This window comes from Streptomyces sp. NPDC101166 (assembly GCF_044768125.1).
Classification (GTDB): domain Bacteria; phylum Actinomycetota; class Actinomycetes; order Streptomycetales; family Streptomycetaceae; genus Streptomyces.
Genome location: NZ_JBIWPF010000030.1, coordinates 1 through 13,885, shown reverse-complemented (window position 1 = coordinate 13,885; position 13,885 = coordinate 1). Strand labels below are relative to the sequence as shown.

The following is a 13,885-nucleotide window of genomic DNA, read 5'->3' as shown; positions in this document are numbered from 1 at the left end:
CGCTACCATCGGCGAGCGCTTCGGAAAACGAAACGAAGGGGACCGTCGTGGTGACCGCCAGGCTCAAACGCCCACTCGAAGATGGAGACCAGATGACCACGACACAGTTTCCCTCGGCCGCGGGACGAACCGCCGTCGCCGCCGCCCTGGCCGAGGACGCCTCGGGGAACGACATCACCACCGCGTGGAGTGTTCCCGAAGACCTGGCGGCCACGGCCGAAGTCCGCACCCGGCAGAGCGGCATCGCCGCCGGCCTCCCCGTGGTCGCCGAGGTCTTCGCGCAGGTCGATCCCGAGGTCGAGATGGAGGCGCGCGTCACCGACGGCGCCCGGCTGACCGACGGCGACGTCCTGTTACGCCTGTCCGGTCCGGCGCGCAGCCTGATCACCGGCGAGCGCACGGCGCTGAACTTCCTGCAGCGCCTGAGCGGCATCGCGACACTGACCGACCGCTACGTCCAGGCCGTGGCCGCGACAGAGACCCGCATTCTGGACACCCGCAAGACGGCACCGGGCCTGCGTGCCCTCGACAAGTACGCGGTGACCGTCGGCGGTGGCCGCAACCACCGGCTCGACCTCGCGGCGATGGTCCTGCTCAAGGAGAACCACATCGCCGCGGCGGGCGGGGTGACCGCAGCGATCGAAGCGGTCCGCCGCGGGATGGCGCGTACCGGGCAGACGGTGGAGGTGGATGTCGAGGTGCAGACCGTGACAGAAGCTGCTGAGGCGCTCGATGCCGGGGCCCGCTGGATCATGCTCGACAACATGCCGTTGGCCGACATCGAGCAGGTGGTGAAGATGCGGGCCGGACGGGCCGACGCTCCCCGGGTCCTGCTGGAGGCCTCGGGCACCGTCCGCCTGGACAGTGTCCGCGCCATTGCCGAAACGGGCGTCGACCTCATCTCGGTCGGAGCGTTGACACACAGCGCTCCCGCACTCGACCTGACGATGCTGTTGACCACCGGCCCGGCGCCATGCCCGAGGTAGCGATCGTCGACGCGTGTCAGCGACAGCGCAGGGGTGGCAGCGCGACCGCCGTTCTGGATGACGGGCCGTGGGCCGACGAGGAACGATGCCGTGTCGCCTCGGAGTTGGGGGCGTCGCACGCCGTCTTCCTCCGCGCGACCGGAGCCGAGCGCGTCCATCCTTCGTACGCCCTCCGGTTCTTCACCGCCGCAGGCGAACTGCCCGCCTGCGGCCACGGCACCGTCGCCGCCCTCGCGCTGCTCGCCGAACGTGAAGGCGGCGACGACTACCGCGCCGTCCTGCGGACGACCCACCGCAGCTTCGAGGGCCGGGCCACCCGAAACCGTGACAGCCTGACAGCATCGTTCGACGCAGGCCCGGTCAGTCTGAGCGACGTCCGAGGGCCCGAACTGGAGGCGATCGCACGCGGCCTCGGACTGCCCGAGGACGCAGTCGCCGGGAACGCCCGCGTGGCCTCGAACGGGCGGCCGAGGCTTCTGCTGCCCGTCCGGTCCCGCGCCGTACTGGCCGACCTCACCCCGGACTTCACCTTGCTGCGCGCAGCCTGCGACCGCCACGGTCTGCTGGGCTGCTACGCCTACTCGCTCCCGGACCGACACGGCCGGGCGGCAGCCCGGATGTTCGCGCCGTCGATCGGAGTCCCCGAGGACATCGCCAACGCCAACAGCACGGCCTGCCTGGCCGCGCACGCGGCCGGATCCGGTACGGACCGCCTCGTCGTCGACATGGGCGACCACCTCGGCTGCCCGTCGACCATCACAGCAACCGTTCACCACGACGGCGCGGAGCACCGAATCCGGGTCGGCGGCCAAGCGACGATCGCGCGAACGGTCGTGCGCTGAGACCTGCGGCACTCAGGACCGGTCAGGCTGCGTGCCGAGCAGAGCCACCCACCGGCCGTCGGCCGGTGCGGCCAGGACGAAGCGTTCGTGCGGTGCGTCGGGCGGGAGCGGACACCAGGCCGTTCCCGCCTCGGCGCCGACGGTGCCCTGGGGCGGCAGCGCGACCGGGCTCGGGCTGCTCCGCAGGCGGCGGCTGAGGGCGTGATGGTGGCCGTCGCGGCCACATTCGGATCGTGAGATCGCGGGCGCCGGTGGTTCGCCACCCTGGCTGAGAAGTCGTTCTACGCTTCGTTCACGCTGGTCACCGCGGTCTGCTCCAACTGACCGCGGACCGAAACGGTTCATCACGGGGAACGAAGGACAGATGGCACTGACCACTTTCGACAAGTGCGAACGGTTGATATGGGCGGGCCGTGGCACCTCCTACGCCGCCAGTTACGCCAAGTTGTGCGCCCATCCGGTACCACTGCTGCTGGACGCCGTGGCGGCGGGACCCGGCGCGCGGCTCCTGGACGTGGGGACCGGGCCGGGAACAGTGGCTGCCGCCGCCTGTGCACGGGCCGCGAGGGTGACGGCCGTCGACGCGGAACCCAGCATGATCGAGCTGGCCGAGCGGGCAGCGCCGACCGCACGCGTACGCGTCGCCGCCCTGCCCGAGCTGCCCTTCGCCGACGGCGAGTTCGACGCCGTGGTGGCCAATTTCGTGTTGAACCACGTGGGCCGGCCCCAGGTCGCCCTGGAAGAGCTGCGCCGCGTACTGAAGCCCGGGGGCCGGATCGCGCTGACGATTTGGGCCGCGCCGCCGGCCCCGGGGCAGGCCCTCCTCGGCCGCGCGATCCAGGCCGCGGGTGCGCAACGTCCGCCCCACCTGCCCACGGGGCTCGCCGCCGAGGACGACTTCCGCCGCGACGAGAGCGGCTTGGCCGACCTGTTGACAGCGGCGGAGTTGCGCGAGGCGGACTGTGAGACCTTGCGCTGGGACCACCGCACGAGCGTCGACGAGTGGTGGAGCGGCCCCGCGAGCGGCGTGGCGTTCGGCGGCCAGATGGTGCAGAGCCAGACCCCTGAGGTCCGCGCCGAGATCAAGCGCTACTTCGAGCTGTTCGCTTCGGAGTTCACCGACGACACAGGCGGCCTGACGCTGCCCCACGCGGCGCTTCTGGCTCACGGGCGCCGCTGACGCCGTACAGCGGCACGCGTACACCTACGGCACCCGCGCGCCACACGTGCGTGCGGGGCTCGCCTTGCGGACACCTGTTTGCGGACACCTGCGCGTGGATGCACCGGACGGCACGTCGGCTACGGCAGTGATCCTCCTAAAGAGGGCAGAAGCGATTCGAGGTCGCTCGGCAGCTCACTCGGAAGCTCGGTGGGCAGTTGGGTCGGCAGTTCGGTGGGGAAGCCGGACGGCAGCGCTGTCGGGAGGCGTGACGGCAATTCGCTCGGGAAGCCGCTCGGCAGTTCCACCGGAAGGCTGACCGAGGGCGCGGGAGAGGAGCTGCCGCTCACGGGAGGGCCGTCGTCCGGCGAGTCGTCGCCTCCGGTGGCCATGAGAATCACGGCGGCGACGGCCACGGCGAGGGCCAGCAGCGCCAGCACGGCGAAGAGCGGGCTCCTCCGCCTGCCGGGGCCGCCAGGCGGGCCCTGCGGCGGGGAGGGTGGCCCGAAGCCGCCCCAGGGCGGCGTGCCGTCGGAGGAACCGGAAGGTCCGGGCGGTCCCGACGACCAGGGCGGACCGGGAGGGCCGGGAGGGCCCGGCGGCTGGGGCGGTACGGGCGGCGTGGCCATGCGTCCAGCGTCGCCGCGCACCGCCCGGAGCGCGACCTCCGCACGGAAGTTGGTACGCGCTCATGCCATGGAGGGCATGATTCCGGCGTATTCCGTGCGGAGGCCGCTCATGACGGTCATCGGCCTCGCGGCCGGCTCACGGCGGCCGGCGAAGCCCTTCGACCGACGGCCCCCGCACACACGCGTGGGTGATCAGCCCCTGGCGCCCAGTAGGTGGTCCATGGCCAGCTGGTCGAGCCGCTCGAAGGCCATACCGCGGGCGGCGGCCGCGTCGGCGTCGAAGTCCTCGAACGCCGTGCGGTCTGCCAGCAGGCCCTGCAGACCGTCTGCGGCGGTGGCCTGGGCCAGCTCGTCGAGGCGGGAGGCGCGCAGGGCCTCTTGGACCTCGGGGTCGGCGCGGAAGGCGGCGGCGCGCTCCTTGAGGATCAGGTAGTTGCGCATGCAGCCCGCGGCCGACGCCCACACTCCGTCCAGGTCCTCGGTGCGCGGCGGCTTGAAGTCGAAGTGGCGGGGGCCCGTGTAGCCGGCGCTCTCCAGCAGGTCGACGAGCCAGAAGGCGGAGCGCAGGTCGCCGGCGCCGAAGCGCAGGTCCTGGTCGTACTTGATGCCGGACTGGCCGTTGAGGTCGATGTGGAAGAGCTTGCCCGCCCACAGGGCCTGCGCGATGCCGTGCGGGAAGTTCAGGCCCGCCATCTGCTCGTGGCCGACCTCGGGATTGACGCCGTACAGCTCGGGTCGCTCCAGACGCTCGATGAAGGCGAGCGCGTGGCCGACGGTCGGCAGCAGGATGTCGCCGCGGGGCTCGTTCGGCTTGGGCTCGATGGCGAAGCGCAGGTCGTAGCCCTGGGAGGTGACGTACTCTCCGAGGAGGTCGAACGCCTCCTTCATGCGGTCGAGGGCCACCCGCACGTCCTTGGCGGCGCCGGACTCCGCACCCTCACGGCCGCCCCAGGCGACGTAGATCTTCGCACCGAGCTCGACGGCCAGGTCGATGTTGCGGATCGTCTTGCGCAGGGCGTAACGGCGCACGTCACGGTCGTTCGCGGTGAACGCGCCATCCTTGAAGACGGGGTGGGTGAACAGGTTGGTGGTGGCCATCGGCACGGTGAGGCCGGTGGTGTCCAGGGCTTGCCGGAAGCGCTTGACGTGCTCCTCACGCTCGCTGTCGGAGGACCCGAACGGGATCAGGTCGTCGTCGTGGAAGGTCACGCCGTAGGCGCCCAGCTCGGCCAGGCGCTGCACCGTCTCGACCGGGTCGAGGGCACGCCGCGTGGCGTCGCCGAACGGGTCCCGTCCCTGCCAGCCGACGGTCCACAGACCGAACGTGAACCTGTCCTGCGGGGTGGGCTGGTAGCTCATGCCACGGCTCCTTGCTCGAAGACTGTCTCGCCGACTGCTCGCCGACTATTTCGTCATGGCCGTTTACAAATTAGTATGCGGACGCATCCCTGGGAAGACAGATCCCGCAGAGCCGCGCAAAAACTTGAGGAGAGCCCGATGTCAGCAGCCGAGGGTCCGCTCGTCGCCGGCGTGGACACGTCCACCCAGTCCACCAAGGTGCTGATCGTCGACGCGGCCACCGGCCAAGTCGTCGCGAGCGGCCAGGCGCCGCACACGGTGACCTCCGGCGCCGGCCGGGAGAGTGACCCCCGCCAGTGGTGGGACGCGCTGCGGGAGGCGCTGCGTCAGTGCGGCGACGCGGCGCACGAGGTGGCGGCGGTGTCCGTCGGCGGGCAGCAGCACGGGCTGGTGACACTGGACGAGCACGGCGAGCCGGTGCGCCCCGCGCTGCTGTGGAACGACGTGCGCTCGGCCCCTCAGGCGGACCGGCTGGTGGAGGAGCTGGGCGGGGCGAAGGCGTGGGCGGAGCGCACCGGTTCCGTCCCGGCGGCCTCGTTCACGGTGACGAAGTGGGCATGGCTCGCCGAGCACGAGCCGGACTCCCTGCGCGCGACGAAGGCCGTACGGCTCCCCCACGACTACCTCACCGAGCGGCTCACGGGCGAGGGCACGACCGACCGGGGCGACGCCTCGGGCACCGGCTGGTGGGCGTCGGGGACGGAGGGCTACGACGAGGAGATCCTCGCCCATGTGGGTCTCGACCCCGCACTGCTCCCGCGTGTGGTGCGGCCCGGCGAGGTGGCGGGCACCGTACGCGACAGCCATGACCTGCCGTTCTCCAAGGGCACCCTGGTGGCTCCGGGCACCGGCGACAACGCGGCGGCCGCGCTCGGCCTCGGGTTGCGTCCCGGCACGCCGGTGCTGAGCCTCGGCACCTCGGGCACGGTGTACGCGGTGTCCAAGCGGCGTCCCGCCGACCCCACGGGAACGGTCGCCGGCTTCGCCGACGCCCACGGCGACTGGCTCCCCCTGGCCTGCACCCTGAACTGCACGCTCGCCGTCGACCGCGTCGCGGCCCTGCTCGGCCTGGACCGCGAGGCCGTCGAGCCCGCCGCCGGACTCACCCTCCTCCCCTACCTGGACGGCGAACGCACCCCGAACCTGCCGAACGCCTCCGGCCTCCTGCACGGCCTGCGCCACGACACCACCGCCGGCCAGCTACTCCAGGCCGCCTACGACGGCGCCGTCCACTCCCTGCTCGGCGCACTCGACCTCGTCCTCGCGGAGGAGGCGGACCGCACAGCACCGCTGCTCCTGATCGGCGGCGGCGCCCGGGGAGCGGCCTGGCAGCAGACGGTGCGCAGGCTGTCCGGGCGGCCCGTACAGATCCCCGACGCCAAGGAGCTCGTGGCGCTGGGCGCGGCGGCTCAGGCGGCCGGACTGCTGACCGGCGAGGACCCCGCCTCGGTGGCCCGGCGCTGGAACACCGCCCGGGGCCCGGTCCTGGACGCCGTGGAGCGGGACGAGGCGACGCTCGCGAGGATCGCCGGGGTACTCTCCGACGCGTCCCCGCTGCTGGAGCGGTCCGAACGAAGCATGACCGCCCGTTGAGCATCGGGAGCACCGCTCACCCAGGGATCGGGAAAACCGAAGCGATGAAGCGATGAAGCGACAAAAGGTATGACGGCATGACCGCACCGCCGCACGACGCCCGCCCGACCGGCCGCGCCCGCGCGTTGCCCGACACCCAGCAGGGCATGCGCCGGCGCAATCTCGCCCGGGTGATGCACGCCGTCAGCGCGGAGGGGTCGCTCTCGCGGGCCGCGGTCGCCTCGCGCATCGGTCTGACCCGGGCGGCGGTGTCGACCCTCGTCGACGAGCTCATACGCTCCGGCCTGATCGAGGAACTGGGCCCGGAGCGGCCCGGCCGCGTGGGCCGGCCGGGCTCGGCGCTCGCCGTGAGCGGGCACGGCCCGGCGGGCATCGGCGCCGAGGTCGGCGTCGACCACCTGGCGGTGTGCGCCGTCGATCTGCGCGGGGAAGTCCGTGCGCGTGCCGTGCGGCACGGCACGAACCGGGGCCGGGCCCCTGAGCCGGTGATCGGGGAGCTGACCGGCCTGGTGCGCCAGGTCGTCGCGGAGGCGGAACGCGAGGGGCTGTGGCCGGCGGGGCTCGCCGTGGCCGTCCCCGGCCTCGTCGCACGGGACGGCCACACGATCGTCCGCGCGCCGAACCTCGACTGGAACGACGTGGACCTCGGGCCGCTGCTGCCCGACGCGTACCCGCTGACGGTGGACAACGAGGCCAACTTCGGTGGTCTGGCCGAGCTTTGGCTCGTCGAGGACACCCCACGGGACTTCGTGCATGTGTCGGCCGAGATCGGCATCGGCGCCGCGCTGGTCGTGGACGGCACTCTGCTGCGCGGCACACGCGGCTTCGCGGGCGAACTGGGCCACGTGCCGGTCCACCCCGACGGCCCCGAATGCGCGTGCGGCGGGCGGGGCTGCCTGGAGCAGTACGCCGGCGAGGAGGCGGTGCTGCGCGCGGCGGGCCTGGAGCCGGGTGGGGACCGCGTAGGCCTGCTCGCCGGCCGGGCGACGGACGGAGACGAAGACGTACGACACGCCCTGCGCGAGGCCGGCACGGCGCTGGGCATCGCACTGACCGGGGCACTCAACCTGCTCGACCCCGAGGGCGTCGTGCTGGGCGGCGCTCTGGCGGGGCTGGCGCCATGGCTGCTGCCGTCACTGGAATCGGAGCTGGCCCGGCGAACGGCAGGCCCCCCGTGCCCCGTCCTGGTCTCCCGGCTGGGCCCGGAGGGGCCCTTGCTCGGAGCCGCCCACTCCGTCGTGCGGACGGTGCTGGACGATCCGGCGGCCGTGTCGGGGCGGTGAGGGGCACCTCCGGCCTCCCGCCAACGACGCCCGACCTGACGTCAAAGGGGCAACAGGGGGGCGATCCTGTTGCGACCGGGCCACACACCCCCGCCCCGAACGGTTGCCTCGACGCACACCCGAAGTGACGATGTCCCCAGCATCGCCTTCCGGGAGGCCGAGTTGACCGATCCCTGGGTGGCCCTGGAGCCGGGGGCCGACCCCGCCGAGCGGGTACGGACACTGCGGCGCGCGCACGAGACGTTCACCGCGGCGGGCACGGTGCCGCGGCCGGTGCGGCCCGTCGTGGCCGACTCGTGGCGGCGTTCGGCGCGGGCAGGCGTGGGACCCGACGGCACGGCGAACGTGGAGCTGACCGACGGCGACCTCGGCGCCTATCGGGCCGAGCATCCGCTGGCGCGGGTGATGCCGCTGTTCCGCGAGCTCATGGGCACGTTCGCCGCCGACGGGGAGCATCTCCTCGCGGTGTGCGACGCGCACGGCCGACTGCTGTGGGTCGAAGGCCACCCGGCGACGCGACGGCAGGCGGGGCGCATGAACTTCGTGCCGGGAGCGCGTTGGGCGGAGAACGCGGTGGGGACGAACGCTCCGGGCACGGCCGTCGCCGTGGACCGTCCGGTTCAGGTGTTCGCCGCCGAGCACTTCATCCGCCGCGTGCAGCCGTGGACGTGCGCCGCGGCCCCCGTACACGATCCCCGCACCGGGCGGGTGTTGGGCGCGGTGGACATCACCGGAGGGAACGGACTGGCGCACCCGCACAGCCTGGGCTTCGTCCAGGCGGTCGCGCGCGCCGCGGAGTCCCACCTGGCGCTGCTCGCCCCGGATCATCCCCGATCCGCCACGCTCGAGCTGGCCGCGCTGGGCCGGGACGAGGCACAACTGACGTCCCCTGGGAGAACGTTGCGGCTGAGCCGTCGGCACAGTGAGATCTTGGTGCTGCTCGCGCATCACCCGGAAGGCCTGACCGGCGACGAGCTGCTCTGCGCGCTGTACGAGGACGAGTCGGTGACGCCGGTGACACTTCGGGCCGAACTCGCTCGACTGCGCGGGGTTTTGGGCCCGGGGTTGCTGGCCTCGCGCCCGTACCGAGTGACGGCGGCCGTCGAGTCGGACGTCACGGCCGTCGAACGGCGCCTGGCGGCAGGAGCGGTGACTGCGGCCGTTTCCGCATACGCAGGGCCGCTGTTGCCGGTGTCGCGGGCGCCGGCGGTCGTACGACTCAGGCATCGCCTCGCCGAGGCCCTGCGTGCGGCGCTGATCGCCCGCAGCGACCCGGATCTGCTGGCGGACTGGGTGTACACGCCGTGGGGCGAGGACGACCTCGCCGTGTGGCGGGCGCTGGCGGCGGCCCGTCCGACGGCGACGATCCGTGCGCGCCTGGGCGCGCTGGAGTCGGAACTGAGGGCACCGGCGGACTGGCCACGCTGACAGGCAGACCGCTGCCGCGAGGCATGCGGAGAGGGCGAGGCCACCACCGCGGCCTCGCAACCTCGTTGCAACCTCCGCTTCCCTAACCTCCGGCGGAGAGCTGCCCGACGGCGGGCAGCGCTGCTGAGGGAGGCAGGCCACCATGACCCGTTTCGCGGCGCCCGGCACGGAGGGCGCGATCGTCTCCTACGAAGCGCGCTACGACCACTTCATCGGCGGGGAGTACGTGCCGCCGGCTCGGGGACAGTATTTCGAGAACCCGAGTCCGGTGAACGGGCAGCCTTTCACCGAGGTGGCGCGCGGTACGGCGGTGGACGTGGAGCGGGCGCTGGACGCGGCGCACGCGGCCGCGCCGGCCTGGGGCCGCACCTCGGCGACCGAGCGCTCCGACGTCCTGCTGAAGATCGCCGACCGAATGGAGGCGCATCTGGAGCCGCTCGCCGTCGCGGAGAGCTGGGAGAACGGCAAGCCGGTGCGCGAGACGCTGGCCGCGGACATCCCGCTGGCCATCGACCACTTCCGCTACTTCGCCGGCGCGGTCCGCGCACAGGAGGGTTCCCTCAGCGAGGTCGACGACGACACGGTGGCGTACCACTTCCACGAGCCGCTCGGTGTCGTCGCGCAGATCATCCCGTGGAACTTCCCGATCCTGATGGCCGCTTGGAAGCTCGCGCCGGCGCTGGCGGCGGGGAACGCGGTCGTCATCAAGCCGGCCGAGCAGACTCCCGTCTCGCTCCACTACTGGATGAGTCTGGTGTCCGACCTGCTCCCGCCGGGCGTCGTGAACATCGTCAACGGCTTCGGAGAGGAGGCGGGCAAGCCGCTGGCGTCGAGCCCGCGCGTGGCGAAGGTGGCGTTCACGGGTGAGACGTCCACGGGGCGGCTGATCATGCGGTACGCGGCGGAGAACCTGAAGCCGGTCACCCTTGAACTGGGCGGCAAGTCGCCGAACATCTTCTTCGACGACGTGTGGGACAAGGACGACGACCTGCGTGACAAGGCCCTTGAGGGCTTCACGATGTTCGCGCTGAACCAGGGTGAGGTGTGCACCTGTCCGTCGCGCGGCCTGATCCAGCGGGGCAACTACGGCGACTTCCTGCGCGCCGCCGTCGCCCGCACGGAACTGATCAAACCCGGCCACCCCCTCGACACCGACACGATGATCGGCGCCCAGGCCTCCGGTGATCAGCTCGCGAAGATCCTCTCCTACATCGACATCGGCAGGCAGGAGGGCGCGAAGGTCCTCACTGGCGGTGAACGAGCCGAGTACGACGGCGAGTTGAAGGGCGGCTACTACGTTCAGCCGACGGTCTTCGAGGGCGACAACCGCATGCGCGTCTTCCAGGAGGAGATCTTCGGCCCGGTGGTCTCCGTCGCCTCGTTCGACGACTTCGACGACGCCGTCAAGATCGCCAACGACACGTCGTACGGCCTCGGCGCCGGCGTCTGGACCCGGGACATCAACACGGCGTACCGCGCGGGCCGGGCGATCCAGGCGGGCCGGGTCTGGACGAACTGCTACCACGCGTACCCGGCCCACGCGGCCTTCGGCGGCTACAAGCAGTCCGGGATCGGGCGCGAGACGCACAAGATGATGCTGGAGCACTACCAGCAGACGAAGAATCTGCTGGTGTCGTACTCGCCGAAGAAGCTGGGCTTCTTCTAGACCCATGTGAAAGGGCGCCTGACCTGGGTTTTCACCCGTCAGGCGCCCTTCGCTGAGCCCGCTGTCGATCGAGCCCGGCTTGCGCGCCGACTCCCGAGGGCACGGCCCTGTGGTCCACCAGACGGGCCCTCGTCGGAGCACCCCGGGCGGTATCTGCGTTTCCTCTTTTGACATGTCCCTGACATCCAGCAGTCAATCAGGGCCCGGATACGTGCGCTGACCTCGGTGAGGTCGAGGAACTTGGTGTTGTTGTTTCCGGCCCGTTCCCGGACCCCGTTGACAACGGCCGCCACTCCCTTCCATCATCATTCCACTAATCAAGTAGTGGAATGATGATGGAAGGGAGTGGTGGCCGTGGAGTACCGCATCGACAGGCGGAGCGGGGTCCCCGCCTTCCAGCAGATCGTGCAGCAGACCAAACAGGCCCTGCGGCTGGGCGTACTGGTGCCGGGCGACCGGCTGCCCACCGCCAAGGACGTCGCCGAGACGAGCGCGGTCAACCCGAACACCACCCTCAAGGCGTACCGCGAGCTGGAGCGCGAGGGCCTGGTCGAACCCCGACCGGGCCAGGGCACCTTCGTACGCCGCACGCTGGGCCGCCCGGAGACGGGCACCGACTCGCCGTTGTACGGGGAACTGGTGGCGTGGATGGCGAAGGCGGCCGGGGCCGGTCTGGAGCAGGAGGACGTGGCCGCGCTGGTCGCGTCGGCGCTGGAGAAGCAGTACGCCACCGGGACCACGGCGGTCACGGGGGCCACGACAACGAGGAGCACAGGTGAGTGACGTCATGTACGCGGGGGAGCCGGCGCTCGAGGCGTACGGACTGGGGATGCGCTACCGGCGGGGCTGGGCGCTGCGGGACTGCACCTTCCGGCTTCCGGCGGGCAGGATCTGCGGGCTGGTCGGTCCCAACGGGGCGGGCAAGACCACGCTGCTGAGCATCGCGGCCCATATCCTGAAGCCGACGCAGGGCTCGCTCAGTCTGTTCGGCGAGGCGCCGGGCTCGGTGGAGTCCGGTCGGCGTACGGCCTTCCTCGCGCAGGAGAAGCCGCTGTTCCGTCGTTTCACCGTGGCGGAGACCCTGCGGCTGGGGCGGGAGCTGAACCCAGGCTGGGACCAGCGCGCCGCCGAGGACATCGTCCGCGCGGGCAACGTGCCCTTCGACGCGAAGATCGGCACCCTCTCCGGTGGCCAGCGCACCCGCGTCGCCGTCGCCCTCGCCTTCGGCAAGCGCCCCGACCTGCTGCTGCTCGACGAGCCGATGTCGGACCTCGACCCGGTCGTGCGCCACGAACTCATGGGCACCCTCCTCGCCGAGGCCGGCGAGCGCGGCACCACCGTGCTGATGTCCACCCACGTCCTCGCCGAACTGGAGAACGTGTGCGACTACCTCGTCGTCGTCTCCGGCGGCGGAGTGCGCCTCGCCGGTGACGTGGACGAACTGATGACCGTGCACACGGTGGTCACCGGGGCCCGGGAGGGCGAGGGCCTGCCGGCCGGCCTCGGCTACCACACCCTCGTCGAGGCCCGGACCAGCGGACGGCAGTTCACCGCACTCATCCGCCCCGAGGGCCCGGTCACCGGCCCCTGGGAGGTGTCCGCCCCGAGCATGGAGGAACTCCTGCTCGCCTATCTCCGCTCACCCGACGCACCACCGCTGCTCACCCCCACCGCCCAGGTACAGGGCCAGGCGTTCGGCGCCGGGACGGTGGCGGCATGAGCACCTTCACCAGCCCCTCGACCGACGGCAGGAACGGAACAACGAACCGGACGATGAACGGGACGATGAACGGAACCAAGAACGCATCCAGGCACGGGGCCGGGAACGCGACCACCACGGAGACCAGCCGGCGCCCCCGCCTCAGCGGTATGACCTGGCTGGTCTGGCGCCAGCACCGGGCCGCGTTCTGGACCATCATCGCCGCCACGGTGCTCTGCGCGGCATGGATCGTCTACCAGCGCGGCCAGCTGATGGACTTCCTCGACGCCTACGGGTTTCCCGCCAAGAGCCTCGACGACGGGGACAAGGAGGTCCAGCAGCACATCGACGCGTTCAGTTCCGTCACCACCGGTCTCACGGCGATCCCCATCATGCTCGGTGTCCTCCTCGGCGCCCCGCTGCTCGCGGGGGACCTGGAGAACGGCACGTCCAAGCTGATCGCCGCCCAGTCCGTGAGCCGCGGCCGCTGGCTCGCCGCGAAACTGGGGCTGGCCGGGCTGGTGGTCGTGGTGAGCACGGTGACGCTGTCGGCTGTGTTCGCCTGGTGGTGGAGCCCCCTCAAGTCCCGTTACCCGGGCATCGACTGGACCTCCAGCGGCTTCTTCAACACCACGGGCCCGGTGCCCGTCGCCCTCACCCTCCTCTCCGTGTTCGGCGGGGCGGCGATCGGTGTGGTGCTGCGTCGCACGCTGGTGGCCATGGTCGTGACCCTCGGTTTCACCGCCGCCCTTCAGGCGGTCTGGGGCCACTTCAAGATGTCGCTCGGTGACATCGTCACGATCACCAGCAAGGCTGTCAGCCCCGGCGACCCGGTCATATTTCCGGAGATGCCCCGCACCGCGTCCCTGCTCGACGTCTCGTATCTCACCGGCAGCGGAAAACTGCTGGACGTGACCACGTGTACGGAAGCGCAGACGGAAGAGGCGACTGAGCTGTGCATGAAGAAAGCGGACATCGTCGGCGCGTCGATGGATTACATCCCCATGTCACAGATGAACGGTATGCAGTGGTTCGGGGCGTCGATTGTGTTCGCCCTGACGGCCGGCGTCGTGGCGTTCCTCTTCTTCGCGGGTCGTAAGCGGCTCGTCTGAGTAGCCGTTCGCGCCCCCGCATGTGTTGAATCACCTAAGACGTCATCTCATTTGGTTGCCTGGGTAGGCTGTCGGCCGTGGTGGGGATAGTTGAGCGGCTGGTGCCGGACGAGTTATGGGAGCTGTTCC

At 71.3% G+C, this 13,885-nt stretch carries 12 protein-coding genes; 10 read left to right on the top strand and 2 right to left on the bottom strand.

Annotation, left to right across the window (positions count from 1 at the left end; all coding sequences use genetic code 11):
• Positions 1-47 precede the first annotated feature (47 nt).
• The 3 genes from nadC (at position 48) to ACIRS4_RS33605 (ending at position 3,008) form a co-directional block, all read left to right on the top strand.
• Entirely contained in the window at positions 48-986 is a 939-nt protein-coding gene (nadC, locus tag ACIRS4_RS33615; protein WP_404203290.1) for a carboxylating nicotinate-nucleotide diphosphorylase, read from the top strand.
• Entirely contained in the window at positions 974-1,828 is an 855-nt protein-coding gene (locus ACIRS4_RS33610; RefSeq protein ID WP_404203288.1) for a PhzF family phenazine biosynthesis protein, read from the top strand. The genes nadC and ACIRS4_RS33610 overlap by 13 nt, the downstream gene beginning before the upstream one ends.
• Positions 1,829-2,198: 370 nt before the next feature.
• Positions 2,199-3,008, top strand: coding sequence for a class I SAM-dependent methyltransferase (locus ACIRS4_RS33605; RefSeq protein WP_404203371.1), 810 nt, complete (start codon positions 2,199-2,201; stop codon positions 3,006-3,008).
• A gap of 119 nt (positions 3,009-3,127) precedes the next feature.
• Here the strand turns inward: ACIRS4_RS33605 and ACIRS4_RS33600 are convergent, their stop codons facing one another.
• Together ACIRS4_RS33600 and xylA are read right to left on the bottom strand one after the other, a co-directional pair.
• On the bottom strand, positions 3,128-3,427 hold the full coding sequence (locus ACIRS4_RS33600) for a hypothetical protein (RefSeq protein WP_404203286.1): 300 nt from the start codon (positions 3,425-3,427) through the stop codon (positions 3,128-3,130).
• 381 nt (positions 3,428-3,808) lie between these two features.
• Positions 3,809-4,975 (bottom strand): xylose isomerase, encoded by a 1,167-nt coding sequence (xylA, locus tag ACIRS4_RS33595; RefSeq protein WP_404203284.1) that lies wholly within the window; start codon positions 4,973-4,975, stop codon positions 3,809-3,811.
• A gap of 138 nt (positions 4,976-5,113) precedes the next feature.
• On the opposite strand from xylA, the gene xylB reads away from it, so the two are divergent.
• The 7 genes from xylB (at position 5,114) to ACIRS4_RS33560 (ending at position 13,756) form a co-directional block, all read left to right on the top strand.
• Positions 5,114-6,568, top strand: a complete 1,455-nt coding sequence (gene xylB, locus ACIRS4_RS33590) for a xylulokinase (protein WP_404203282.1) — start codon at positions 5,114-5,116, stop codon at positions 6,566-6,568.
• Positions 6,569-6,645: 77 nt separating this feature from the next.
• Positions 6,646-7,851: an ROK family protein gene (locus ACIRS4_RS33585; protein ID WP_404203280.1), complete on the top strand. Its 1,206-nt coding sequence runs from the start codon at positions 6,646-6,648 to the stop codon at positions 7,849-7,851.
• Positions 7,852-8,013: 162 nt separating this feature from the next.
• Positions 8,014-9,279, top strand: a complete 1,266-nt coding sequence (locus tag ACIRS4_RS33580; protein WP_404203278.1) for a GAF domain-containing protein — start codon at positions 8,014-8,016, stop codon at positions 9,277-9,279.
• Between the two features lie 142 nt (positions 9,280-9,421).
• On the top strand, positions 9,422-10,945 hold the full coding sequence (locus tag ACIRS4_RS33575; RefSeq protein ID WP_404203276.1) for an aldehyde dehydrogenase family protein: 1,524 nt from the start codon (positions 9,422-9,424) through the stop codon (positions 10,943-10,945).
• A 354-nt stretch (positions 10,946-11,299) separates the two neighbouring features.
• On the top strand, positions 11,300-11,728 hold the full coding sequence (locus ACIRS4_RS33570) for a GntR family transcriptional regulator (protein ID WP_404203274.1): 429 nt from the start codon (positions 11,300-11,302) through the stop codon (positions 11,726-11,728).
• Positions 11,729-11,732: 4 nt separating this feature from the next.
• Positions 11,733-12,665: an ABC transporter ATP-binding protein gene (locus ACIRS4_RS33565; protein ID WP_404203369.1), complete on the top strand. Its 933-nt coding sequence runs from the start codon at positions 11,733-11,735 to the stop codon at positions 12,663-12,665.
• Positions 12,662-13,756, top strand: coding sequence for an ABC transporter (locus ACIRS4_RS33560; RefSeq protein ID WP_404203272.1), 1,095 nt, complete (start codon positions 12,662-12,664; stop codon positions 13,754-13,756). Before ACIRS4_RS33565 ends, ACIRS4_RS33560 begins: the two co-directional genes overlap by 4 nt.
• The last annotated feature ends 129 nt before the right edge of the window (positions 13,757-13,885 follow it).

Bases quoted from the DNA above. Each gene is read 5' to 3' on its own strand.
- ACIRS4_RS33585 (WP_404203280.1), top strand. From the start codon at position 6,646: ATGACCGCACCGCCGCACGACGCCCGCCCGACCGGCCGCGCCCGCGCG.
- ACIRS4_RS33560 (WP_404203272.1), top strand. From the start codon at position 12,662: ATGAGCACCTTCACCAGCCCCTCGACCGACGGCAGGAACGGAACAACG.
- ACIRS4_RS33565 (WP_404203369.1), top strand. From the start codon at position 11,733: ATGTACGCGGGGGAGCCGGCGCTCGAGGCGTACGGACTGGGGATGCGC.
- xylA (WP_404203284.1), bottom strand. From the start codon at position 4,975: ATGAGCTACCAGCCCACCCCGCAGGACAGGTTCACGTTCGGTCTGTGG.
- xylB (WP_404203282.1), top strand. From the start codon at position 5,114: ATGTCAGCAGCCGAGGGTCCGCTCGTCGCCGGCGTGGACACGTCCACC.
- ACIRS4_RS33610 (WP_404203288.1), top strand. From the start codon at position 974: ATGCCCGAGGTAGCGATCGTCGACGCGTGTCAGCGACAGCGCAGGGGT.
- ACIRS4_RS33575 (WP_404203276.1), top strand. From the start codon at position 9,422: ATGACCCGTTTCGCGGCGCCCGGCACGGAGGGCGCGATCGTCTCCTAC.